This window comes from Pyrobaculum neutrophilum V24Sta, from assembly GCF_000019805.1.
Classification (GTDB): domain Archaea; phylum Thermoproteota; class Thermoprotei; order Thermoproteales; family Thermoproteaceae; genus Pyrobaculum; species Pyrobaculum neutrophilum.
Genome location: NC_010525.1, coordinates 1,354,573 through 1,375,521, shown reverse-complemented (window position 1 = coordinate 1,375,521; position 20,949 = coordinate 1,354,573). Strand labels below are relative to the sequence as shown.

Annotated in this window: 28 protein-coding genes and 1 pseudogene; 19 read left to right on the top strand and 10 right to left on the bottom strand. The window is 55.1% G+C overall.

Going from position 1 to position 20,949, the window contains the following annotated elements; genetic code table 11:
• Positions 1-369: a 50S ribosomal protein L24 gene (gene rplX / locus TNEU_RS07805; protein ID WP_012350892.1), complete on the bottom strand. Its 369-nt coding sequence runs from the start codon at positions 367-369 to the stop codon at positions 1-3.
• A gap of 203 nt (positions 370-572) precedes the next feature.
• On the opposite strand from rplX, the gene TNEU_RS07800 reads away from it, so the two are divergent.
• The 3 genes from TNEU_RS07800 (at position 573) to TNEU_RS07795 (ending at position 2,770) form a co-directional block, all read left to right on the top strand.
• Positions 573-1,850, top strand: coding sequence for an MBL fold metallo-hydrolase (locus TNEU_RS07800; protein ID WP_012350891.1), 1,278 nt, complete (start codon positions 573-575; stop codon positions 1,848-1,850).
• A 490-nt stretch (positions 1,851-2,340) separates the two neighbouring features.
• Positions 2,341-2,511, top strand: a complete 171-nt coding sequence (locus TNEU_RS10305; RefSeq protein ID WP_012350890.1) for a hypothetical protein — start codon at positions 2,341-2,343, stop codon at positions 2,509-2,511.
• A complete protein-coding gene (locus TNEU_RS07795) occupies positions 2,483-2,770 on the top strand; it encodes a hypothetical protein (protein WP_148682414.1) in 288 nt (95 codons plus the stop codon). The genes TNEU_RS10305 and TNEU_RS07795 overlap by 29 nt, the downstream gene beginning before the upstream one ends.
• Here TNEU_RS07795 and TNEU_RS07790 read toward each other — a convergent pair.
• Positions 2,767-3,258: a hypothetical protein gene (locus TNEU_RS07790; RefSeq protein ID WP_012350888.1), complete on the bottom strand. Its 492-nt coding sequence runs from the start codon at positions 3,256-3,258 to the stop codon at positions 2,767-2,769. The genes TNEU_RS07795 and TNEU_RS07790 overlap by 4 nt on opposite strands.
• 45 nt (positions 3,259-3,303) lie before the next feature.
• On the opposite strand from TNEU_RS07790, the gene TNEU_RS07785 reads away from it, so the two are divergent.
• The 4 genes and pseudogenes from TNEU_RS07785 to ilvC all read left to right on the top strand — a co-directional run bounded on the left by TNEU_RS07785 (position 3,304) and on the right by ilvC (position 6,759).
• The gene (locus TNEU_RS07785) at positions 3,304-3,753 is read left to right on the top strand and encodes an NUDIX hydrolase (RefSeq protein ID WP_012350887.1); all 450 of its coding nucleotides are present in this window, start codon (positions 3,304-3,306) and stop codon (positions 3,751-3,753) included.
• A 68-nt stretch (positions 3,754-3,821) separates the two neighbouring features.
• Positions 3,822-5,543 (top strand): annotated as a pseudogene (ilvB, locus tag TNEU_RS07780) (biosynthetic-type acetolactate synthase large subunit); the annotation flags it as partial.
• The gene (locus TNEU_RS07775) at positions 5,530-5,763 is read left to right on the top strand and encodes an ACT domain-containing protein (RefSeq protein ID WP_012350885.1); all 234 of its coding nucleotides are present in this window, start codon (positions 5,530-5,532) and stop codon (positions 5,761-5,763) included. The pseudogene ilvB and the gene TNEU_RS07775, both read left to right, overlap by 14 nt.
• A 12-nt stretch (positions 5,764-5,775) precedes the next feature.
• Positions 5,776-6,759: a ketol-acid reductoisomerase gene (gene ilvC, locus TNEU_RS07770; RefSeq protein ID WP_012350884.1), complete on the top strand. Its 984-nt coding sequence runs from the start codon at positions 5,776-5,778 to the stop codon at positions 6,757-6,759.
• A gap of 3 nt (positions 6,760-6,762) precedes the next feature.
• Here the strand turns inward: ilvC and ribH are convergent, their stop codons facing one another.
• Complete coding sequence (gene ribH, locus TNEU_RS07765; RefSeq protein WP_012350883.1) at positions 6,763-7,215, bottom strand: 6,7-dimethyl-8-ribityllumazine synthase; 453 nt, start codon at positions 7,213-7,215, stop codon at positions 6,763-6,765.
• 82 nt (positions 7,216-7,297) lie between these two features.
• On the opposite strand from ribH, the gene TNEU_RS07760 reads away from it, so the two are divergent.
• From TNEU_RS07760 to TNEU_RS07750, 3 genes are read left to right on the top strand one after another with little or no spacing between them, the layout of a single operon-like run.
• Positions 7,298-7,489 (top strand): helix-turn-helix domain-containing protein, encoded by a 192-nt coding sequence (locus tag TNEU_RS07760; RefSeq protein ID WP_012350882.1) that lies wholly within the window; start codon positions 7,298-7,300, stop codon positions 7,487-7,489.
• Between the two features lie 53 nt (positions 7,490-7,542).
• Positions 7,543-8,334: a polyprenyl synthetase family protein gene (locus tag TNEU_RS07755; RefSeq protein WP_012350881.1), complete on the top strand. Its 792-nt coding sequence runs from the start codon at positions 7,543-7,545 to the stop codon at positions 8,332-8,334.
• Between the two features lie 43 nt (positions 8,335-8,377).
• The gene (locus TNEU_RS07750; protein WP_012350880.1) at positions 8,378-8,905 is read left to right on the top strand and encodes an NTPase; all 528 of its coding nucleotides are present in this window, start codon (positions 8,378-8,380) and stop codon (positions 8,903-8,905) included.
• Here TNEU_RS07750 and TNEU_RS07745 read toward each other — a convergent pair.
• The gene (locus TNEU_RS07745; RefSeq protein ID WP_148682412.1) at positions 8,902-9,390 is read right to left on the bottom strand and encodes a Rab family GTPase; all 489 of its coding nucleotides are present in this window, start codon (positions 9,388-9,390) and stop codon (positions 8,902-8,904) included. The two genes, TNEU_RS07750 and TNEU_RS07745, sit on opposite strands and share 4 nt — an antisense overlap.
• 232 nt (positions 9,391-9,622) lie before the next feature.
• Between TNEU_RS07745 and cc1 the strand changes: the two genes are divergently transcribed.
• Positions 9,623-9,796 (top strand): DNA-binding protein CC1, encoded by a 174-nt coding sequence (gene cc1 / locus TNEU_RS10300; RefSeq protein ID WP_187146720.1) that lies wholly within the window; start codon positions 9,623-9,625, stop codon positions 9,794-9,796.
• A 14-nt stretch (positions 9,797-9,810) separates the two neighbouring features.
• Here cc1 and TNEU_RS07740 read toward each other — a convergent pair whose 3' ends face one another.
• From TNEU_RS07740 to TNEU_RS07725, 4 genes are all read right to left on the bottom strand, one after another.
• On the bottom strand, positions 9,811-10,803 hold the full coding sequence (locus TNEU_RS07740; protein ID WP_012350877.1) for a pelota family protein: 993 nt from the start codon (positions 10,801-10,803) through the stop codon (positions 9,811-9,813).
• Between the two features lie 74 nt (positions 10,804-10,877).
• A complete protein-coding gene (locus TNEU_RS07735) occupies positions 10,878-11,492 on the bottom strand; it encodes a thioredoxin domain-containing protein (protein WP_012350876.1) in 615 nt (204 codons plus the stop codon).
• A 22-nt stretch (positions 11,493-11,514) separates the two neighbouring features.
• Complete coding sequence (locus tag TNEU_RS07730; RefSeq protein ID WP_012350875.1) at positions 11,515-12,021, bottom strand: DUF359 domain-containing protein; 507 nt, start codon at positions 12,019-12,021, stop codon at positions 11,515-11,517.
• Complete coding sequence (locus tag TNEU_RS07725) at positions 12,018-12,725, bottom strand: MBL fold metallo-hydrolase (protein WP_012350874.1); 708 nt, start codon at positions 12,723-12,725, stop codon at positions 12,018-12,020. Before TNEU_RS07725 ends, TNEU_RS07730 begins: the two co-directional genes overlap by 4 nt.
• Positions 12,726-12,771: 46 nt before the next feature.
• On the opposite strand from TNEU_RS07725, the gene TNEU_RS07720 reads away from it, so the two are divergent.
• Positions 12,772-14,121, top strand: a complete 1,350-nt coding sequence (locus TNEU_RS07720) for a nucleotide sugar dehydrogenase (RefSeq protein WP_012350873.1) — start codon at positions 12,772-12,774, stop codon at positions 14,119-14,121.
• Here TNEU_RS07720 and TNEU_RS07715 read toward each other — a convergent pair.
• Positions 14,118-14,651, bottom strand: coding sequence for a 2-oxoacid:acceptor oxidoreductase family protein (locus tag TNEU_RS07715; RefSeq protein ID WP_012350872.1), 534 nt, complete (start codon positions 14,649-14,651; stop codon positions 14,118-14,120). The genes TNEU_RS07720 and TNEU_RS07715 overlap by 4 nt on opposite strands.
• Before the next feature lie 125 nt (positions 14,652-14,776).
• Here TNEU_RS07715 and TNEU_RS07710 point away from each other — a divergent pair, with 125 nt between their 5' ends.
• From TNEU_RS07710 to TNEU_RS07690, 5 genes are read left to right on the top strand one after another with little or no spacing between them, the layout of a single operon-like run.
• Positions 14,777-15,046 carry a 4Fe-4S binding protein gene (locus TNEU_RS07710; RefSeq protein WP_012350871.1) on the top strand — a complete coding sequence of 90 codons (270 nt, stop codon included), beginning with the start codon at positions 14,777-14,779 and terminating at the stop codon, positions 15,044-15,046.
• Positions 15,043-16,191: a pyruvate ferredoxin oxidoreductase gene (locus TNEU_RS07705; protein ID WP_012350870.1), complete on the top strand. Its 1,149-nt coding sequence runs from the start codon at positions 15,043-15,045 to the stop codon at positions 16,189-16,191. The genes TNEU_RS07710 and TNEU_RS07705 overlap by 4 nt, the downstream gene beginning before the upstream one ends.
• Positions 16,188-17,093, top strand: coding sequence for a pyruvate synthase subunit PorB (gene porB / locus TNEU_RS07700; protein ID WP_012350869.1), 906 nt, complete (start codon positions 16,188-16,190; stop codon positions 17,091-17,093). Before TNEU_RS07705 ends, porB begins: the two co-directional genes overlap by 4 nt.
• Positions 17,094-17,144: 51 nt before the next feature.
• The gene (gene thsA, locus TNEU_RS07695) at positions 17,145-18,806 is read left to right on the top strand and encodes a thermosome subunit alpha (RefSeq protein ID WP_012350868.1); all 1,662 of its coding nucleotides are present in this window, start codon (positions 17,145-17,147) and stop codon (positions 18,804-18,806) included.
• Between the two features lie 40 nt (positions 18,807-18,846).
• The gene (locus TNEU_RS07690; protein WP_012350867.1) at positions 18,847-19,176 is read left to right on the top strand and encodes a DNA-directed RNA polymerase subunit K; all 330 of its coding nucleotides are present in this window, start codon (positions 18,847-18,849) and stop codon (positions 19,174-19,176) included.
• Here the strand turns inward: TNEU_RS07690 and TNEU_RS07685 are convergent.
• A complete protein-coding gene (locus TNEU_RS07685) occupies positions 19,142-19,336 on the bottom strand; it encodes a hypothetical protein (RefSeq protein WP_012350866.1) in 195 nt (64 codons plus the stop codon). The genes TNEU_RS07690 and TNEU_RS07685 overlap by 35 nt on opposite strands.
• A 109-nt stretch (positions 19,337-19,445) precedes the next feature.
• Between TNEU_RS07685 and TNEU_RS07680 the strand changes: the two genes are divergently transcribed.
• On the top strand, positions 19,446-20,543 hold the full coding sequence (locus tag TNEU_RS07680; RefSeq protein WP_012350865.1) for an MFS transporter: 1,098 nt from the start codon (positions 19,446-19,448) through the stop codon (positions 20,541-20,543).
• Positions 20,522-20,935, top strand: a complete 414-nt coding sequence (locus TNEU_RS07675) for a class I SAM-dependent methyltransferase (protein WP_012350864.1) — start codon at positions 20,522-20,524, stop codon at positions 20,933-20,935. Before TNEU_RS07680 ends, TNEU_RS07675 begins: the two co-directional genes overlap by 22 nt.
• The last annotated feature ends 14 nt before the right edge of the window (positions 20,936-20,949 follow it).

Here is a 20,949-nt window from a genome sequence, read left to right as displayed (position 1 = left end):
CTACCTCTTCCTTCTTTCCAACAACTTCTGTCTTACCTTATCTGAGGTATCGGCCTCGACTATCATAACCTTCGACGGGTGTATTGGGTAGTAAACGGTCTGGCCCTTGCTGTTTGTCCTAGTGGCGCCCTCTACGTATATCCTCACCCTCTTTAGGTCTACTCTGACGACCTTCCCCGTTACGCCTTTGAAGTCGCCTCTTAGTATCAAAACGGTATCGCCACGCCTCACGGGCAACCTCTTAACGCCGAGCTTCTTGCTCAGCTCCGGCGAAAGCTTCGCGTTGAGGAGCTTGTGCCGGAGGTGTAGCGGCGCCTTGTATAGGCTCAACCTCTGTTTCCTCGGCTGTGCAGAGGTGGTAAACGGCATGCCCCCGCCTTATTAAACATTTATAAAATTTTTCTCCAACTACGCCCGGCTCTTCCCCCGCGATAAGGCCCTGTTTATATCCTCCAGCTCGGCAAGTATTCGCTTGTTTAGCTGGATCAGCCGTTCAAGGGCTTTCTCCACCTGGTCCACCTATTGGGCCGGCGTTGCGGTTAAAAATATTTTACCCCTCGATTAGGCACAATGTGAGAATCAAGTTCCTCGGCGGCGCGGGGGAGGTTGGGAGACTTGCCGTATTTATAAAGACGGCGGCCAACGGAGTTCTGCTCGACTACGGCGTTTCGTTTGACGCGGAGGATAAGCCCGTGTTTCCCCTTCACGTGCGGCCTAAGGATCTAACGGCGACTTTTCTGAGCCACGCCCATCTAGATCACAGCGGCGGACTCCCATCTCTCTACGTCTCAACTAGAACACCTCTGTATTCCACACCGCTGACGATGGAGCTAAGCGACTTGATGTACACAGACGCCATAAAGCTCTCGGGCTACTACCTGCCCTACACCCAGGAGGAGGTTCGCGAAACTATGGCGAGCGCCGTGCCGCTCACCTATGGCGAGCCCGTGGAAATAGGCAGAGACGCGGTGTTGACCGCCTATAACGCCGGGCACATCCCCGGTAGCGCCATAGGCGTGCTAGAGATCGAGGGGCGTGTGGTCGTCTTTACCGGGGATTTCAACACAGTTGACACAAATCTGCTAAGGGGGGCCGACTTGTACAACCTGCCGAAGGCGCCCGATGTCGTAATCATGGAGGCCACCTACGCCTCCGCCGATCATCCGCCCCGCGAAAAGCTCGAGAAAGAGTTTGTACAAGCTGTGAAGGAGGTTTTGGACCAAGGCGGAACTGTGCTAATACCGTCTTTTGCCCTCGGTAGAGCGCAGGAGATTATGTTGACTCTCGTAAAACACGGGGTCAATGCTCCGATTTACATAGACGGTTTGGCCCGCCAGATAAATCAGATCGTCGGGAGGTACCCCTACCTGCTGAGAGACCCCACGCTCTATAGAAAAGCACTTGAGGCCGCGATAGAGGTGCCAAATACGTACGTGAGAAAAGGCGCTATAGAGGAGGCCTCTGTGATTATAACGCCTGCCGGGATGTTGAAGGGGGGCGCGGCCCTGTACTACTTCAAGAGATTGGCGCAAAACAGGAAGAACGGCATCTTCCTGCCCTCCTTCCAAGCCCCCAACACGCCGGGCTTCGAAATCCTGAGCAAAGGCCACGCCGTCGTAGACGGCACCCTTGTGAAAGTAGAGGCGAGGCTCGAATGGTTCGACTTCAGCGCGCACGCGGGTAGAAGAGAGATTGTTCACTTCATCAAGAGGTTTTCAGCGGACACAAGGATCATCTTGGTACACACGGAGCCCAAGGCGGCCGCCCCCCTCGTGAGGAGACTTGCGGGAGAGGGCTTCGATAACATATACGTGCCAACGGAGCCAGGCGAAGAGGCGGTGCTACAATAACCGCGATCTGCGGCCGCCGAAACTTGCTACTGTGCCCTTCAAGAGACGGCCAAGGGGCTGAGCAACTTACACCTCAAGAGCCCTCCTCCAAGGCCTATTGCCTCTGAGCGTCCCTGGTTTGCAACGCTATTTATATTATGGCGAACGCGGGCTTGTAGACAGAAGCCGCGTGTAGGGGGCAAACAGACGTCGACGGAGGACCAAAACACTGAGGGACATCTTTCTTCTTCGTGATCGTCGAGAAAGTTCTGCATGTTCGGCGTAAGGGAAAGGCTTGAATAACGCATGTGCAAATAGTTATGAGGTGCGGCCTCTCATTAGGGGTCTGTCCCGAGCGGGGTTGCCAGAAAAGCGCCGTCCCCGAGGTAGCTGGGCCAGCGAAGCGGCAGACGAGGGGAATCCCTAGGCATCGCCCAGGGACGGGCGGCATACGGAAAGCTAAGGTTCAGCTATTCCACCTCTGTAGTAGCACTTAAACACGCAGTTATACGTGAAAATCTACGTAAGAAAAATCGACGATACGCTTGTGCCCGAATTCGTGGAGGTTAAGCCTAATAAGCTTTCCAAGGTGCGGCTGTCTGACCTATACATCATACTGGAGGAAGACTTTAATCTGCTCGAGAAAGCGGAGGATGTGCGACATCTATTGGGAGATCTATGAAATGGGTATTCCAGTGGTCTTAGGCCCCGCCCTTTTGGCAAAGGCCTTGGGTTGCCCTACCAGATGCGAATGCGATGTTGTTATACACAGGGACGATCTGGAGAGAGTTGGATCTAGGGACTGCGTTTGGACCATCGAAGACCCCTCCTTCATCCATAGACATATTTGGGTGGGAGGGTACCCCCACATTTCTCTCGAAGATATGGCCAAGATAAAGGGGCCGAGTGATGTAGTCGAGTGTCTTCTTTCCAGACTTTAGAGGTGGACCTCGTGCACCTTAAGCCTTCTCCCGTCTTCTGCGGGGAGGATTACCGTGATTTTGTAGGCGTCGCCGAAGTAGATGCCGGCTAGGTCCTCTCCGATGTGGAACTCCCCGTCTAGCGTATGTAGGATACACTTTTCACAGTTTAGCTTTACAAACTCCACGGAGTCCCTGAGCGTCTTTATGAGCTCTTGCGGAGAGCCCTTCACAGAGAACATAACACTGCCGTGGTTGCTGTGTAGATGCGGATGTACGTGGCCGTTGTAGGTTTGCGATATGTGATCTATCAACCTCGCCACCTCTCTTGTGAATTCGTTCTCTTCGAAGTGGTGATGGTGGTGCTCCTCCTCAAGCTCCTCCCCCTCGAGACTTGAAACAAGAGTAAGGTTGATGACGATCTCCAGAGGCTCCCCAGAGGATATCCTAGTAAGCTCGTTTTCCACCTTCTTCCACTCCTCTATTCCAAGCTTTATCTTGCCAAACACCTCGTCACTGTAGCCAGTTATTTAAAAATCTTCTAAATTGGAGATGTGGTCAAGAAATGCGTTGTCGCTAGCGGCGTGTTGATAAGAGACGGGAGGGTGCTTATGATTGAGCACAAACGCCTAGGCGTATACCTCTATCCCGGCGGACATGTGGAACCTGGAGAGACGCCTATCGAGGCCCTTATACGCGAGTTTGAGGAAGAAACCGGCTTACTAGTGGAACCTCTCGGTTTGATGCATGGAATTGTAGACAGCGGCGTGGTGGAGAGGCCGCTACCTTTCGCCATTTTAGAGGAGGTAGTTAGTTACCCAGAGGAAACACATATACACTTTGACCTCATATACTTGGTGAGGGAGGCAGGCGGAGCGTTGAAAAACGGCGCGTGGCTAGAGGTAGAGAAACTCGAGGAGGTGCCGACTTATCCAAACGTGCGAAGGGTGATTCAGCTGGCTTATGAGACAATGCAGCATCTATATAGGTCTGGAAAAGTTTAAATAGACGTGTTTACAGCCCTCCTAATGTCGGGGGTAACTTCGGGGCTCGAAAGGAAGACTCAAAACGAGTAGTTGACAAGCTAGTTGAGGTCTTCAAGACATACGGCGTTAGGCACGTCCTGGGTATTCCTGGGGGCTCTATAATGACGCTATACGACGCTCTATATGGGCAAGAGGTTGAGCCAATTCTATTCCGCCACGAGCAAGGCGCTATGCATGCAGCTGAGGGCTACGCCAGAGTCTCAGGCAAGCCGGCGGTGGTCGCCGTCACAAGCGGCCCCGGCGCGACGAACATAGTCACTGGTTTAACCAACGCCTATATGGACTCAACGCCGCTTGTGGCGATCACTGGACAAGTGGCCACCAGCATATTTGGGAGAGATGGGTTCCAGGAGACAGACATACCTGGCGTTGTTACGCCAATTACAAAATTTGTATATCAGGTGAGAAAACCCAGCGAAGCCACAGCCGCCTTTAAAACGGCGTATGAGATATCGATTCTAGGGAGGCCGGGTCCAACCCTAATAGATCTACCAAGAGATATCCAGATTGCAGCTGCGCCCGAGGGAGAAGACAGAATTGTTGTAAACAGGGAAAAGTTCATACCGCCTCCCCCAGATCCTGACAAGATCAGAATTGCGGCGAAGTACCTAGCGGAGGCCAAGAGACCTGTGATATTGGTAGGCGGCGGCGTCTTGTGGTCCGGCGCTACGCCGGAGGTGCTGGAGCTCTCTAAGCTGATATATGCCCCCATCGTCTCCACCCTGCCGGGGAAGGCCGCGGTGCCCCACGACTTCCCGCTGTATATGGGGCCCGCCGGAATGCACGGCAGAGCTGAGGCAGATGCCGCCTTGGCAAACGCGGACGTTATCTTGGCCGTTGGGACCAGGTTCAGCGATAGGACCTGGGGACGCTTCAAGGAGCTGATAGACTCCGTAAACAGCGGTAGAGTGAAGCTGATACATATAGACGTGGACAAGAGCGAGATCAGTAAAAACGTCAAGCCGACCGTCGGCATCGTCGCCGATGCAAAAGAGGCCCTAGACATGTTGCTGAGATATGTACACTCAAGTGCGAGAGATCAGCGGTTTATGTCATGGCTTTTGGAGATCAGAAGGAAATATGAGGAGGCGATGGCTAAGATCGCGGATTCTACGCCGGCATTCCACCCATGGAAGGCCTTAAAGGTGTTGAGGGCGGCGGCGCCTAGGGACACCATCGCCGTGACCGGCGTAGGTTCCCACCAGATGTGGGCCGAGATAGCTTGGGAGGTGTACGAACCGGGGTCGTTCATAACCTCGGCGGGGTTGGGGACCATGGGCTTCTGCATCCCAGCGGCGCTGGGCGCCAAGCTGGCGGCGCCCAATAGGCCGGTGCTCTGTATAGACGGCGATGGATCCTTCCAAATGACCATGAACAACCTGTCCCTAGTTAGAGACTACAACCTGCCGATTGTGGTCGTCATATTTGACAACAGGGCGCTCCAGTTGGTGAAACAGTGGCAGGTATACCTGTATCAAAATAGAATTATAGCAACTGAGTTCAGCAAGAGACCCGACTTCTTGAAGATAGCGGAGGCTTATGACATAGATGCCGTCAAGCCGGAGAGCTACAGGGATCTGGAGATCGCGGTTGCCAGAGCTTTGAAAAACAACGAGCCGTTGATAGTTGACATGACCATTGACAGCGAAAGCGATATAGTGTTGCCGTGGGTTAAGCCGGGAGATTGGTTAACATCAGCGGTCCTACCACAGGGCATGGACGTCAAGTTGACATATGAGGGGTATTAACATAGTTACGCCTAGGTCTCTAGATTCTCTAGGCCGCGTAATCGCGATTACCCGCAGAGCTAAGGTCCAGGTGATGAATATGCAGGTTGTCCAGGAGGACTCGGTCTACAGGATACATATGGAGGTGGAGGGGCCGCAAGACGAGGTGCAGTGGCTTGTGGCTAAGCTCGACAAGCTTCCAGAGGTGTTAAAAATCGAGGAGATACATATAAATCGTTGATATCTTAAAGCCATGGCCAAGATATATACTGACAAAGACGCCTCTCTAGAACCGCTAAGGGGTAAAACAATAGCGGTGATTGGATACGGCATACAGGGGAGGGCTCAAGCGCTTAACCTCCGAGACAGCGGGCTGAAGGTTATAGTGGGGCTTAGGAAAGGCGGAAACTCATGGAACGTTGCCGCGTCCGAGGGATTCGAAGTCTACGAGGTAGGCGAGGCTGTTTCCAGGGCCGACGTAGTTATGGTGCTTATACCCGACATGGAGCAGCCGAAGGTCTGGCAGAGCCAGATAGCTCCTCATCTCAGGGAGGGCGCTGTTGTGGATTTCGCCCACGGCTTTAACATACACTACGGCTTGATCAAACCGCCTAAGAACGTAGATGTCGTAATGGTCGCCCCCAAGGCGCCGGGCAGAGCGGTAAGAGAGGAGTTTCTCGCAGGTAGAGGCGTCCCCGCCCTAGTGGCTGTACATCAGAACTACAGCGGCTCGGCGCTAAAGTACGCCCTAGCCATCGCCAAGGGCATAGGAGCGACAAGAGCAGGAGTTATAGAGACGACCTTCGCCGAGGAGACAGAGACAGACCTAATCGGAGAACAGACGGTATTAGTAGGCGGCCTTATGGAGCTCATCAAGAGGGGTTTCGAGGTGCTGGTGGAGATGGGCTACCAGCCGGAGGTGGCGTACTTCGAGGTTTTAAATGAGGCAAAGCTTATCATGGACCTCATATGGCAGAGGGGGATATACGGCATGTTAAACGGCGTCTCAGACACCGCGAAATACGGAGGACTCACCGTGGGGCCTAAGATAATCGACGAGGAGGTTAAGTCCAAGATGAAGGCCGCCGCATTGCGTGTAAAAAGCGGGGAGTTCGCAAAGGAGTGGGTTGAGGAATACGCCAGGGGGAGCCCCAACCTCAAGAGACTTATGGAATCTGTTAAAGAACACCCCATAGAGAAAGTCGGCGCTGAGATGAGAAAGTTGCTCTTTGGCTAGCGGCTACTCAACGTACACCGTCGCGCCGCTGTATTTCGCATCCTTAAGTAGCTTCTTTCTTCTTGCGAGCTTTACCGCGGCCTCAACGGCTCGCCTAGCGTATTCTTCAACCCTCTCTAGAGCCTGCATACGGTTGGCGCCGTGGCCGATGATGCCTAGTGTAATTGGCTTGTCCACCTCTACGGCGATGTCTAGGATTTTTCTCGCCGCTTGTTGCGCCACCAGCTCGTCGTGTTTCGTAGCGCCTTGTATAACGGCGCCAAGTGTAGCTACGGCGTCCACGTCGCTTTTCGCCACTACGTCTTTCAACACCATCGGTATGTCGTAGACCCCAGGCACCTTAACCACATATGTGACCTCGGCGCCGAGGAATCTGGCGTGCTCAATTGCCTTCTGCAACATCAAGCTTGTGATATCGTAGTTAAACTCTGCCACCACCAAGGCCAGCCTTACCATGGAGACGGGGAGACCCACCGTTATTAAACTTAGCGTCCACTACGCTTTTAAATTTTAAATAGTAGAGATTTTATTTTTACTTATGCCGTCAGGCGTGAAAAACAAGATATATGAATACCTATCCCAGAATAAAGGTAAAGAGCTCACCGCTGAGGAGATCGCTAAGATAATAGGCGTCGAGAAAGTAGCAGTCGTAAAAGCCCAACTGACTAGACTGATAAGAGAGGGTAAAGTCGAAAAAACCGCCGAAGGCCGCTACAAAGTGAAAGCATAATTACATAACCTTTTTCCCCCTAATAGATAAATAATCCATTTACACCTGCTGTCGTGTCTGTACTGCCGGGAGAGGTTCTCGCCGCATTGGAGCGCGTAAAAACGCATCTGCAGAACGTCGGTAGTGATATAAGGCCTCAGTCCCTAAGAGAGGCTGTCCGTTACTACATAGAGAGGCCTGGCAAGCTACTCAGGCCTCTCCTGCTTCTCACCTTTTCCTATACACTTGACAGGAGGTCCGTCCTTGACCTCAGGATAATACAAGCCGCGGCTATAGTAGAGCTTCTACATGTTGTATCCCTTCTACAAGACGACGTAATGGATAAACACGACGAGAGGAGGGGGGCAAAGACCCCCAGGGCGCTGTATGGAGACGGGAGATCAATCGTAGCTAGCGATTGGCTTATAGCCGAGTCCATAAAGAGGGCGCTACAGCTCGGGCCCGACATAGTGAAATACCTAGCAGACGTGGCGCAGAGGCTCTCCATTGGGCAAGCGTTGGACCTAGATGGCAGATACGACGAGGCGGCCGAGTTCAAGACGGCGCCTTTGATAGAGGCTTCGTTGGTTCTGCCCGCGATGCTTCTAGGAAGAAGAGAGATCCTCGACAGCGCCAAAAAGCTGGGTCAGCTCCTCGGGGTCTTATACCAATACGCGGACGACTACAGCGATGAAAAGATCGAAAGAAGAGAAGCCACAGAGCTAGTCGACGAAGTCAAGAGGGCCCTCTCGAGGCTTAGAGAAACGATGGGGGAGGCTATTGCCCCATTTGAAAACCTGATAAGATTGCTCCTGGAGAGGGCCGCCAGCGGCGACTTGACCGTGGCAAGAAGCTTAATAACCTAGGACCTGCTCTGTAAATGTGATGAGGCTAGACTAAGCCGACTTCATGACGTCGCGTGAAAGGGCTGAGTCCAAGGTTGGCATCACCGGCATGCCAGGAGTAGGGAAAACAACGCTTGCCATGGAGGTGGCAAACCTAGCTAGGCGACGTATGACGGTTTGCGGATTTATAACTCTTGAGGTGAGGGAGGCCGGCCGCCGCGTTGGATTCGATGTATACGACATCTCCACAGGTTCCCGAGTCCCGCTGGCTAGAGTGGGCGCCGGCGCCGTGACCGTCGGCAAGTATGTGGTCGATCTTTCGGCGTGTGACGTAATCAAGAGGATCCTAGACGCCGCCAGTTGCGACTTGTTAGTAGTGGACGAGATAGGGGCGATGGAGGTAAAATGCCCGAATTTCCTCGTAAGCCTAGAAAAGGCCGTTAAATCCTCTCCCAGGGTTTTGGCGGTGGTCCACCGCAACTACTTAGATGTGGCGAAGAGGCTAGGCATAGAGGTGCTTTGGCTATCCAGAGAAAACCGTGAAGCGGTCCGGGAGGAGGTGTTGAGAAAGCTGGGGCTACCCCTTGCCTAGTTGACCCCACGCAGTATCTTCATAAGAACCTCTGGAGGGTCTTTCACGGCAGATATGTAATAAACCTCGTCCGCTCCTATAGAAGAAGCTATTTCGTCGGCTTCTATATAGAACCCCACCTCCTCCGCGAGGTCCCTCTTATTCCCCACTATCACCACCTCCTCCGAGATGGACGACTTCCTTTCTATAAAAATAGAGTGGAGCTCCGCAATAGCATGTAAAGATTCATAGTTAGTTACATCGTACATATATATTAATCTATTTACTATACTTACTTTAAATGATGCGAACTTCAGCGCCACTTCGTATACAAGTTGACCTGGCACGTCTAGTATATCGTATTCGTAGTTCCCTATGTAGAGCCTGTAGTAGCTAGGTCTCAGAGTTATGACGGGAACATCCGACAGGCCAAGGAGCCTATACGCAAACGTGGTTTTGCCGACGCCGCCTACGCCCAACAAGGCGACCACTCTTCTAAAGGCCATAACTTTATGTTGTTGCATCCTTTTAGCTCTATAGAGCCCTTTTCAATACCCCCAGAGCATAATCTAAAAAGTTAGAGAAGAAACTACATTATAAAGAAAGAGAAAAACTATATAAACATTAGAAAGAAGAAATAGAACATGCTCAATAATTAATTTATTGAATATCTCATTGAAAAAAATCGAGTATTTATAATAAACAAAAGCTTTATAAACCAAGATGTACCAAAAGCTCATGTCGAGGAAGCAGAAGTTGAAGTTCTATGACATAAAGGCGAAGCAGGCGTTTGAGACTGACCAGTACGAGACTGTGGAGAAGCAGACCGCCAGAGGGCCGATGATATTCGCCGTAGCGAAATCCCCCTACACAGGCATAAAAGTATACAGACTAATCGGCAAGAAGAAATAAACAACCCCCCTTTTTTACCACCTCAATACGGCCGCTATTCCTCCCATAGCCCTTATGCCGGCGCCCACTTCCGTATCCTCTCTTACTATATAGATTCGCCCCTTCGTTTTATATATCTGCGACAAGAGGACCCAAGCCTTCTCCGGGCTCTCCTTTATGTAGCTGTCTAGAACCAGTACGAAATCCACGCGGCCTAGAGAGGCGGCCTCTTCAACCTCCTGCGGGCCGATAGCCACCGACTCGCGGCTTGTGGCCGCCATGTGGATTAGTTTCTCATACGCCTTGACCCCCATCTGAGTTTTCAACTCGTCGTATAGGCCGCTGCGTATGAACTCGTATACCCCAGCGAGGCCGCCGGAGCCCTGTGGGGCCTTATCGCCGCGTATGTATCTAGCTATGTGTTCTACCAACATGGCGGGCCCGGCGACTACCAACTTGTCTGGCTTTAACCTCCTGGAGAGCTCGTCCACCTGCTTTCTTACAGATTCCAAATATCCATCGAACAAGCTTTCTTCTCCCTTGCTAGCGTTATGTACCACTTGGATGAGCTCCACGCCTAAGGCTGTTATATACGCGAAGGCGGCCTCTTCGTCGTCGATAGATACCAGTAGCACCTTGGGCATCAACGCTTGCGCCATTTTGAGGATCTCCTCCACTACATCTAGCGGAAACTCCGCCGCCTTCTCTATCTCTATCTCTCTCCCCGGGACGACGTCGAAGGTGTGCCTCCTGCCCTTGACGCCCTCCACCCCCTCTTGAACCTCCACGACTGGTCCTCTAATCCTCAGGCTACCACGGAACTTGTGGTACTCCAGCGACTCCACCCTGACGGCGAGGTACATCTTCACCCGCTCGCCCTCCTTGGCCCCCTCTGGCTTGTACTCCCTAACTGTCCAGCCCCGGACTACGTCGCCTCTCTCCACGAGCAGATATACGAAGTAGAGGTCCTCCTCCCTCTCGGGCACAACCCTTACGGTTCTGCGCTTGGCGTCAATTTCATATTTCACACCTCTACCATGTGGATGATATAAGTGATGAGCCCGACCATTTACGACTCGTGAAGAGGTGGCAGCTGGCTGAGCTAGCTTATGAGGGCGGCGACTTTGTCGGGGTATTTGCCAACTACGACGTTGACGGTCCCGTTTCTAATTACTATGAAGGTGGGTGTCCCTAGCTGGGTGATCCCCATCTGGGCCAGCGCCTTGGCCATCGCCTTGGCTACGGCATCGAAGTCTTTTTGTGTGGGGGCGTTGGGGCATTGGTAGCGTGTTAGTAGCTGTAGCTGTTTGTCGGGGCCGCCGTCTATGTAGGCTTTGTAGAGGTCGGTTATTAGGTCGTAGGTCTTGTTGCCGAGCTGTTGATAGGCGCAGTGTAGATATCTGTGGGCCAATACGGCGTCTGGATGCACTATGAAGTCTACGAAGACTATCCTCAGCCTGCCCTCCGCCAGAAGCCGCCGGTAGAGAGGGTCAAGAACCTCATGCGCCTCGGCACAATAGGGACAATGGAGATCAAAAAGCTCCACCAAAACCACAGGCGCCTCCGGGCTCCCCACCGAGATCGCCCAGCTGGGGATGGGTATAGCGCCTGAGGCGGGCTTTGGCGGAGGCGGGCTCGCCAGGATCTTGTATGTGTAGAGGGCCGCTATTAGGACAAACGCCGCCGTCGCCAGGAGGAGAAGAGCTCCAATCCGCATGGGGATAAAGGCGGGTTGTATATTAACATTTCTCTAGATATTGGAGGAGGCGGTCTATTGCGTCTCTGTACCAATCCACCATCACGGCGATGAGCGCGCCTTTGTAGTGCCCATAGACTACCAAGGAGCGCGGAGGGGCCATTTTTATAAACGCCAGAGCCAACATGTCCTCCTCGCCTTCTACCTTAATGAGGACGCCGCCCCCCACGGCCTCCTCCACGGCGGCCCACGCCTCCTCGGTTATGTAGCCCGGCGGGTTAACCACCTTGATCACCCTCTGGAACTTGCGGTGTTGCTCGACGGGTAGCCCCCTGCGCGTTTTTTCGTCTACGGCGGCCGACGTGGGCGTAACGCCGTAATCTAGGAAGTTTTTCGTGACTACGTCCCCCACGGTATATATGTGCTCAACGCCGTAGGACAACGCTAGGTCAGACACCACCTCCAGAGACCTAGGCGGCTCCCTCCACACCGCTATGGGATAGGGGAAGGCGAAGAGATCCCGGCGCTCTCTAATCCTCAGACATCTCATATCTGCACCTTGCCGCATGGAATGGGCACAATGATGTCGATGGCGGGCGGGATCCTCGGGGGCTCCAGGTAGTAGTGTACAGGCATGAGATATCTAACGCCTGCCTCTCTCGCTATATTGACGGCGTCGGCTGTGGTGCTGTGGCCCACCCTGTGCGCCTCTTCCTCCTGCCCCGGGTTTCCAGAGGTCTCGTGGATCAACAAGTCGCAACCCCGCGCCAGCTCCACCACGCCGGCGGTCGGGGCCGTGTCTGAGCTATATACAACACACCTGCCGCCGTGCTCCACCCTAACGGCAGTGGTCTCCACGGTATGTGCCGTCTTTGCGAACTTGAGCTTGGTCGAGCCCACGACCACCTCGCCGGATGCCTCAACGAAGTCTATGTACGCCAGGGCGTTTTCTATCCCCGTGGCTACCGCAAGCGTCCTTGCCGCCTCGGCGGCCTCCCTGTTCGCCACAACGGTTAACCTCCTTCCCAGCCTCTTCGCCAGGAGCATAAACGTCGGAAGGCCCAGTATGTGGTCCCCGTGTCTATGGCTTATCACGATGGCGTCCGGCCAAGGCAGACCGCACTGCGTCAGCCTGGCGTAGGTGCACTCCCCGGCGTCGACTAGGATACCTACATCCGTTTTTACATATATCGAGGTGTGGCCCATGTGCGGTGGGGAGGTCCACCCGCCGTAGCCCAGGACGTAGATCTCCACCTGAGCCGGAGGAACACCTTTTAAAAAGGTTGCCTCAGAGGGGGCCATGCTAGCCGATTTGCTCAGACGAGGCGAGCTTACGGTGTCGATATATGGTCTCGGCTACGTCGGGCTTGCCCTCTCCGCCGCGTGGGCTCAAGCCGGCGCCAAAGTCATCGGCGTTGACGTCAACCCTGCGAAGGTCGAGAAGATAAACGCGGGGCGCGTAGAGTACCCAGAGGACGACGTCGTGAAGGTTCTCACAGAGGCCACGAGAGGCGGTAGATTCACCGCTACTACAGACGGCGTAGTCGCCTCGTTGAGAAGCCAAGTCAAGATCGTGGCTGTGCCGGTCTATCTGAAGAAATCGCCTACCTCCGTGGAGGTGGACTTCACCGCCTTGACCTCTGCGGCTAGGGCCATAGGCGCTGGGCTGAAGAAGGGCGATCTGGTGATCGTGGAGTCGAGCGTTCCGCCCGGCGCTACTGAGGACGTCGTGAGGCCCGTCCTCGAGGGCGTCTCGGGCCTAGTGGCAGAGGAGGACTTCTACCTAGCCTACAGCCCAGAGCGGATCATGGTAGGCCACGCCTTGAAAGACATTGTGGAGAACTACCCGAAGGTGGTGGCGGGGGTGGGGCCTAGAAGCGCCGAGGAGGCTGCCGAGCTCTACAGGCAGGTGGCCAAGAGGGGCGTAGTTGTGTTAAACAGCACAAGGGAGGCCGAGTTCGAGAAGCTCCTAGAGGGCGTCTATAGAGATGTCAACATAGCGCTGGCCAACGAAATGGCGAAGTTGGCCAACGCCCTGGGGATCTCCTTTAGGAGAGCCCGCGAGGCGGCCAACAGCCAGCCCTACAGCCACGTCCACAAGCCGGGGACGGGAGTTGGGGGGAACTGCATACCTGTCTATCCATACTTCCTGATGTGGAGCGCGGCTAGGCTCGGCATAGAGCTACCTCTCACGCGTTTGGCTAGGCAGATCAATGAGAGGCAGCCCGAAGAGGTCGCCTTTGCGGCTCTCCGCGCTATGTTAAAACGGGGGGTTAACCCCGCGTCGGCGAGAATAGCCATACTCGGCCTGGCTTTCAGAGGCGACATAGACGACACCAGGGAGAGCCCCACCTACGGCGTAGTGGCCACCCTCCTGAAGCTTGGGATAAGGCCTGAGCAGATAGTGGTACACGACCCGTACGTTAAACAAGACAGCAAACTGGCCGAGTGGGGCGTGGCGCTTGTCAACGAGCTGGAGGCGGCTCTCCGAGGCGCGGATCTTGCGCTTGTCGCGACAGACCACTCCACCTACCGCATCGAGGCGAGCAAAATAGCGAAGCTCATGAAGACGCCGCTTATAGTTGACGCCAGAGGAGTGCTTATACCAGACGTGGACATCTACGCAATAGACTCCGGGGCGTGGCCCTAGCGCGCCTTAGCCAGCTTCATTAGGTTGAAGGCCTCCACAACCGCGTTTCTATTGGCATCTACGTACCTCCTGGGCACGAACTCTGGAAGCGCCCTCAAGATGCCTTCAAGAGAGACCGCGCCGCTCACAGCCGCGAAGGCCGCCGCCATGATTAGGTTAACCACGGGCCACCCAGCTACGACAAGGCCGTGTTTTATAGCTATAGACGTGGCGTCTATAGCGATGTACCAAGAGGCCTCCCTCTTCGTGTTCACTATATACACCGCATTGGGCTTCCCGTACTGTCTCACATCTATCTGATCCACAATACGGCCGTCTAACACAACGACGTAGTCGGCCTTCTTCATAGAGGAGTGTAGAGGAGGTTCTCCTATCCTCAGATAGGCCTTCACCACCGCGCCTCTCCTCTCTGCGCCAAACTCCGGCAGAGCCTGCGCTTGCTTGCCCTCTAGCGCAGCTACGTAGGCTAGGAGCTGCGCCGCGGTGACCGCCCCCTGGCCTCCTCTTCCGATGAAGATAACCTCATACATTGTTTTACTACGTAGTAACACTTAATAAAATTTTCTGCTCATTATATTAGAGGTTTTTATAAATTATATCATGATATCTTTATCTCGTTTCCCGTTAATTCTATATACGACTATAAAAGATATAAATGAGAAACCAAGATCTTAGTGTGTTACCTATTTCGAAGCCCGCGCCCGCCTCGGCGGGCGCCACTGGAACTTGGCGCACGTACAAGCCCGTGGTGGATTTGGCCAAATGCGTTGACTGCGGCATCTGTTGGCTTTACTGTCCCGAGTCTGTAATAGAGTGGGAAAAAGGCCGCAAGATCGCGATCGATTATATGTACTGCAAAGGCTGTGGAATATGCGCTGATGTGTGCCCAGTAAAAGCAATCTCTATGGAGCCTGAGGGGACATGACGGCCCTTTTAAAAACCGCCCTCACCGGCAACCACGCCGTGGCTTATGCCGTCAAGATGGCGAAGCCCCACGTCATAGCGGCGTACCCCATAACGCCTCAGACGACCATAGTGGAGAAACTCGCCGAATTCGTAGAAAGGGGGGAGCTCAAGGCGCGTTTTATCAATGTCGAGTCCGAATACGGCGCTATGTCGGTAGTATATGGCGCGGCGATGGCCGGCGCTAGGGTCTTCACCGCGACGTCGTCCCACGGCCTATTGTACATGTACGAGATGACGTGGTGGGCGGCGTTGAGCAGAGCGCCAATTGTGATGGCGGTGGCTACCCGGACCATCGGGCCTATCTGGAACATACACGTTGAGCATAACGACATCTTAACTCTTAGGGACTCCGGATGGCTGATAGCCATGGCGGAGACCGCCCAGGAGGCGTTTGATTTAACGATACAGGCGTTTAAGATCGCGGAAAGCGCCGTTTTGCCGGTTTCCGTGGGCATAGACGGGTTTGTGCTCAGCCACTCCACCGAGCCCGTGGAGGTGCCTCCTCAAGAGGTGGTAGACAGCTTCCTGCCTCCCAGGAGGGCGGATGTGCCTCTTCTGTTGAGACCCGGCGAGCCTATCACCTTTGGAAATCTGCCTTCAGACAACAGGATACATGCAAGGTACAAAATAGAGGCCGTGTATAGGGCGCAGCAGGAGGCAAAAGACGTCGTTGTACAAGCAGATAGAGAATACGGAAAACTGACGGGCAGAAGCTACGGGGGTCTCGTGGAGTGGTACAGGGCCGAGGATGCGGAAGACGTAGTGGTCTGTGCGGGGGCTTGGTGTAGCGATGCGAAACGCGCCGTAGACGCACTTAGGAGCCGAGACATCCCGGTAGGGCTACTGAGGCTGAGGTTCATAAGGCCTTTTCCAACCGAGGAGGTGAAAAGGCTGAGCCAGTACCGAAGAGCGGTGGTGTTTGACCGCGATATAACCCCCCTAGGCGGCGTGCTCGGCGTGGAGCTCAAGGCGGCTGTGCCAGACGCAGAGGTGGTCAACATAGTCGCGGGGATTGCCGGCGTTGATTTCGACGCGGAGGCGTTCTACCGCGTTATAAGCAACGCAGTGGAGGGCAGGTATAGGGGAGTGGAGTTTGTGGTATGACCTTCCGATTGGATCAACTCCCCAAGAAGCGCTACGTCATACCCGGCAACGCCGCATGCGCCGGTTGCGGTATGATGATAGGTCTAAAGATACTGGGCATGGCACTGGGCGACGAATCGGTGCTTGTAATACCGGCGAGTTGCGCCTCCGTTGTGCAGGGCCTGGCGCCTAAGACCGGCCTCGCATTCCCTATCTTAAACGTGCCCTTCGCCTCCTCGGCAGCCGTAGCCACAGGCATAGCCGAGGCCTACAAGGCGCTCGGCGTAAGAGGACACGTGGTGGTGTGGGCTGGCGATGGGGGGACCGCGGATATAGGCTTCGCCACCTTAAGCGGCGCCGCGGAGAGAAATAGCAACGTGATCTACGTGATGTACGACAACGAGGCCTACATGAACACCGGCATACAGCGCAGTAGCTCCACGCCGCGGAGTGCTTGGACAACGACTACGCCGAGCGGCAAACGCGAGAGGAGGAAAGACGTCGCCTTGCTCATGGCCATGCACGGAGTGCCGTACGTGGCAACGGCCAGCATAGCCTATCCACACGACTTCTACAGGAAGCTGAAGAGAGCTGCGGAAGTGGAGGGCTTCAGGTTTATACATCTGCAAACGCCGTGTCCTCCAGGCTGGAGGTTCGATCCGGCGAAGACCGTGGAGGTGGCTAGACTCGCCGTGGAGACGGGCGCGTGGATACTCTGGGAGTACGACAAAGGGGTGTTGAAGGTGAATCCGCCGAGCGATAGGTTTGCCGATAAGTCCAAGAGGAGGCCTCTTGTAGAGTATGTAAAACTACAGGGGAGGTTCGCCCATTTGTCCGAAAGCGATATAAAGGCCCTCGAGGAGGAGATCGAGGAAAGGTGGCGTCTCATACTTGCGCTTTCTAGCGCCCTCAACCAGCGTTAAGCCGCTTTTCACTCTGCGAAAAGTTTTTATATGCACAATTTATGTCAAGCCATGGCGCAGGCGCAAGCCCCTAGGACAGGCGTGCCCGTCATGATATTGAAAGAGGGGAGCCAGAGGACAACCGGCGTAGATGCACGCCGTTCTAACATCCAAGCGGCTAAGGTAATTGCGGAGATACTCGCCACATCTCTAGGGCCTAGAGGGATGGACAAGATGCTCATCGACGCATTTGGTGACGTCACAATAACCGGAGACGGCGCCACAATCCTCAAGGAGATGGAGGTCCAGCACCCAGCCGCCAAACTCCTAATCGAGGTGGCGAAGGCGCAAGATGCAGAGGTGGGTGACGGCACAACCACTGTGGTTGTTCTAGCCGGCAAACTGCTGGAGCTAGGCGAGGAGCTGTTGGAGGAGGGCATCCATCCAACCATCGTGATCGACGGTTACAAGAAAGCCGCAGATTACGCCCTTAAGGTAGCCGAGGAGTTCGCGAAGCCGATCGACCTCACAAAGGAGCAACTGCTTAAAGTCGTCTCGAGCTCCCTCTCCTCCAAGGTGGTGGCGGAGACCAGAGACTACCTGGCGGGCCTCGTGGTGGAGGCGGCTCTGCAGGCCGTTGAGACAAGAGACGGGAAGCCCTATCTCGACCTAGACTGGATCAAAATCGAGAAGAAGAAGGGCAAATCCATCTACGAGACCCAGCTAGTCAGAGGCATCGTGCTAGACAAGGAGGTAGTTCACCCAGGTATGCCTAAGCGTGTGACAAACGCCAAAATCGCCATCTTGGACGCCCCCCTGGAGATCGAGAAGCCCGAGTGGACCACGAAGATCTCCGTCACAAGCCCTGACCAGATAAAGGCGTTTCTAGACCAGGAGGCCGAGATCCTGAAGTCATACGTAGACCACCTGGCCTCCATAGGGGCCAACGTTGTAATTACGCAGAAGGGAATCGACGAGGTTGCTCAGCACTTCCTAGCGAAGAAGGGCATAATGGCAATTAGAAGGGTCAAGAGAAGCGACATAGAGAAGCTCGCTAGAGCGACTGGCGCCAAGATCATTACCTCCATCAAGGACGCCAAGCCTGAGGACCTAGGCACCGCCGGGCTTGTGGAGGAGAGGAAGGTGGGCGAGGAGAAGATGGTGTTTGTGGAGAACATACCCAATCCGAGGGCCGTAACAATACTGGTCCGCGGCGGTAGCGACAGGATCCTTGACGAGGTCGAGAGGTCGCTCCAGGACGCCCTCCACGTCGCACGCGACCTCTTCAGAGAGCCTAAGATAGTGCCCGGCGGCGGCGCCTTTGAAATAGAGGTTAGTAGAAAGGTGAGGGAGTACGCCAGAAAGCTTCCAGGGAAGGAGCAGCTGGCCGCCCTAAAATTCGCCGACGCTCTGGAGCACATACCCACGATCTTGGCGTTGACCGCGGGCCTTGACCCCGTAGACGCCATCGCCGAGCTGAGGCGTAGACATGACAACGGCGAGTTCTCCGCTGGTGTAGACGTACATGGGGGCAAGATAGCAGATATGGCGTCGCTCAACGTGTGGGACCCGTTGATAGTTAAGAAGCAGGTGATAAAGTCGGCGGTGGAGGCCGCCATCATGATACTCCGCATAGACGACATAATTGCCGCCGGGGCTCCGAAGAAGGAGGAGAAGAAGGGCAAGAAGGGCGGGGAGGAAGGCGAGGAGAAGAGCGAGACCAAATTCGACTAGATTTTTTAAATATTTAAATACCGAGTTGTATCCCCCCTTCGTGGAAGCTCTCACAACCGCCGAACTCCTAGACCGTATAAACAAACTAGTCGACCTTCTGGAGAGAGCGCTGGTGAGACGGGACTTCTACCCGCCCCGCCTCACAAAGTACGAGATCGCCCGGATCTTAGGCGCCCGGGCGATGCAACTGGCGATGGGCGCACAGCCGCTCGTCGACGTACGGGAGCTAGGCACTACAGACCCTGTGCTCATAGCCGCAGAGGAGCTCAAGCGGGGCCTCCTCGACTTCATCATCGTAAGAGAGCTACCCGACGGAAAAACTGAGAGACTTAGGCTCAAAGAGCTTCTTGAGCTTGAGAGGTCTCTCTAAGCGGTTTAACGACAACGACATCGCCTGCGAAGTAGAACTCGTGGCCGCCCCTCTCCAGCTTTCTGTCGTAGTTCCCCCTTATCTCTACATCATCAAGCACGTAGTATATCGTGTACTTCTTCGTTTTATACACCTTGTATCTTCCCTCCGGCAGATCCATGCTCTATTACACAGCCCTGTTTTTAAGGTACCCACGCCACGTGCCGGAGAGATCAGTCCCCAGATTTGGACCCCGGTGCAAACTTAATTATGTGGTGATTGGCGAGGCCATGAACCTTAGGCTGATTCTCCTGCTTGGCTTAGTCTCGCTTCTTGCGGACTGGCTCTACGAGGGCATGCGCTCCGTAGCGCCGCAGTATTTGGTCGAGCTTGGCGCCTCGGCGGCCTTCGTCGGCTTCGTGTTCGGCCTAGGCGATGCGCTGGGATACGCGGCGAGGTTTATAACGGGCCCTCTCGCCGATAGGAGAGGGGGGTACTGGCTAGAGACCTTTCTCGGCTACGCCATACAGGTTGCCGCCGTTGCCGGCCTAGTCTTCGCTAGAGACGTCTGGCAAGTCGCCGCTTTGATATTCCTGGAGAGGTTCAGCAAGGCGTTGCGCACGCCGGCGCGCGACGCTATAATCTCGGCGGCGGGGGGGCCAGGCGCCAGGGGGAGGGCCTTCGGGATACACGCCTCCTTGGACCAGATCGGAGCCATAGCCGGGGCGTTGATGGCCACCTTGATGCTGTACTACAGCTACACACCGCGCCAGGTGTTTCTCGCCTCGTTGGCCCCCGGCCTCGCCGCCTTAGCCGTGCTGTATATCGCCTACGCCACCAGCGGCATCAAGCCGGAGAGGCGCGGGGTTAGACAGTCGGCAGACCCCTCAGTACTTAAGTTCGGGGCCGCGCAGCTGTTTCTCGGCCTCTCCACGATACACATCTCGCTCCTCATGTATAAACTATCCGGCGTCCCGTGGCTCGCCTCGCTTCTCTACCTAACCGCCATGGTCGCCGAGGTGCCCCTCTCCCTACTCCAAGGCCACCTCTACGATAGAGACGCCAGAGCCATCTTGATCGCGCCTGTATTCTCGGTGTTGCTTGCGGCGTGCTACGCCTCGGGGGCCCTACCAGCGCTTTTCGTAGGCGCTGTCGTCTACTCGGTCGTGACCTCGTACGCCGACGTCGTTGCAAAGGCACAGGCGGCGAGAGCAGGCGGGGCGGCCTCTCTAGGGGTGGTAAACGCCATGTGGGGGCTGGGGCTCCTCATCGGCGGCACGCTCTACGGCTACCTCCAAGACGTCGGCGCGCTCCACCTGGCCTTCGTAACAGCAGCCGTCTCGGCCATAATTTCGCTGGCGTTGCTATGGAGACAGACCACGTCCTAGAGCTCTATAGAAAGCTGGCGCCTTTGTACGAGGAGGTCTACGGCGTAGAGCAGAGGAGGAAGTACTGGATGATCTCTTCGCAGGTTGGGGAAAAGGTGGTAGACGCGGGGTGCGGCGTGGGGATAGCCTACGAGGTTCTCCAGAGCTACGTCGTCTGCCTAGACATCTCGATAGATATGTTGGCCAAGGCTAGGGAAAGGGCGTCGTGCAGAGGCGATCTGGTTCAGGCAGACTACTGGAAGCCCCCTTTTAGAGAGGGGGCCTTCCACTCGGCTCTCTTCCTCTCCTCCGCGGACCCCAAAGACTTCGGCGCGCTCTACGAGAGGTGGCGCCGCGTTGCGGCTAGGGCGTACTTCGAATTTCGCGGTAGCTGGCTTGTTCTACCAACGTAAACAGGTTATTTAAG

Coding starts and splice junctions, on each gene's coding strand:
- rplX (WP_012350892.1), bottom strand. CDS start 369: ATGCCGTTTACCACCTCTGCACAGCCGAGGAAACAGAGGTTGAGCCTA.
- TNEU_RS07795 (WP_148682414.1), top strand. CDS start 2,483: ATGTGCGACATCTATTGGGAGATCTATGAAATGGGTATTCCAGTGGTC.
- TNEU_RS07775 (WP_012350885.1), top strand. CDS start 5,530: ATGAGGGGTATTAACATAGTTACGCCTAGGTCTCTAGATTCTCTAGGC.
- ilvC (WP_012350884.1), top strand. CDS start 5,776: ATGGCCAAGATATATACTGACAAAGACGCCTCTCTAGAACCGCTAAGG.
- ribH (WP_012350883.1), bottom strand. CDS start 7,215: ATGGTAAGGCTGGCCTTGGTGGTGGCAGAGTTTAACTACGATATCACA.
- TNEU_RS07760 (WP_012350882.1), top strand. CDS start 7,298: ATGCCGTCAGGCGTGAAAAACAAGATATATGAATACCTATCCCAGAAT.
- TNEU_RS07750 (WP_012350880.1), top strand. CDS start 8,378: ATGACGTCGCGTGAAAGGGCTGAGTCCAAGGTTGGCATCACCGGCATG.
- TNEU_RS07745 (WP_148682412.1), bottom strand. CDS start 9,390: ATGGCCTTTAGAAGAGTGGTCGCCTTGTTGGGCGTAGGCGGCGTCGGC.
- cc1 (WP_187146720.1), top strand. CDS start 9,623: ATGTCGAGGAAGCAGAAGTTGAAGTTCTATGACATAAAGGCGAAGCAG.
- TNEU_RS07735 (WP_012350876.1), bottom strand. CDS start 11,492: ATGCGGATTGGAGCTCTTCTCCTCCTGGCGACGGCGGCGTTTGTCCTA.
- TNEU_RS07730 (WP_012350875.1), bottom strand. CDS start 12,021: ATGAGATGTCTGAGGATTAGAGAGCGCCGGGATCTCTTCGCCTTCCCC.
- TNEU_RS07720 (WP_012350873.1), top strand. CDS start 12,772: ATGCTAGCCGATTTGCTCAGACGAGGCGAGCTTACGGTGTCGATATAT.
- TNEU_RS07715 (WP_012350872.1), bottom strand. CDS start 14,651: ATGTATGAGGTTATCTTCATCGGAAGAGGAGGCCAGGGGGCGGTCACC.
- TNEU_RS07710 (WP_012350871.1), top strand. CDS start 14,777: ATGAGAAACCAAGATCTTAGTGTGTTACCTATTTCGAAGCCCGCGCCC.
- TNEU_RS07705 (WP_012350870.1), top strand. CDS start 15,043: ATGACGGCCCTTTTAAAAACCGCCCTCACCGGCAACCACGCCGTGGCT.
- porB (WP_012350869.1), top strand. CDS start 16,188: ATGACCTTCCGATTGGATCAACTCCCCAAGAAGCGCTACGTCATACCC.
- thsA (WP_012350868.1), top strand. CDS start 17,145: ATGGCGCAGGCGCAAGCCCCTAGGACAGGCGTGCCCGTCATGATATTG.
- TNEU_RS07685 (WP_012350866.1), bottom strand. CDS start 19,336: ATGGATCTGCCGGAGGGAAGATACAAGGTGTATAAAACGAAGAAGTAC.
- TNEU_RS07680 (WP_012350865.1), top strand. CDS start 19,446: ATGAACCTTAGGCTGATTCTCCTGCTTGGCTTAGTCTCGCTTCTTGCG.
- TNEU_RS07675 (WP_012350864.1), top strand. CDS start 20,522: ATGGAGACAGACCACGTCCTAGAGCTCTATAGAAAGCTGGCGCCTTTG.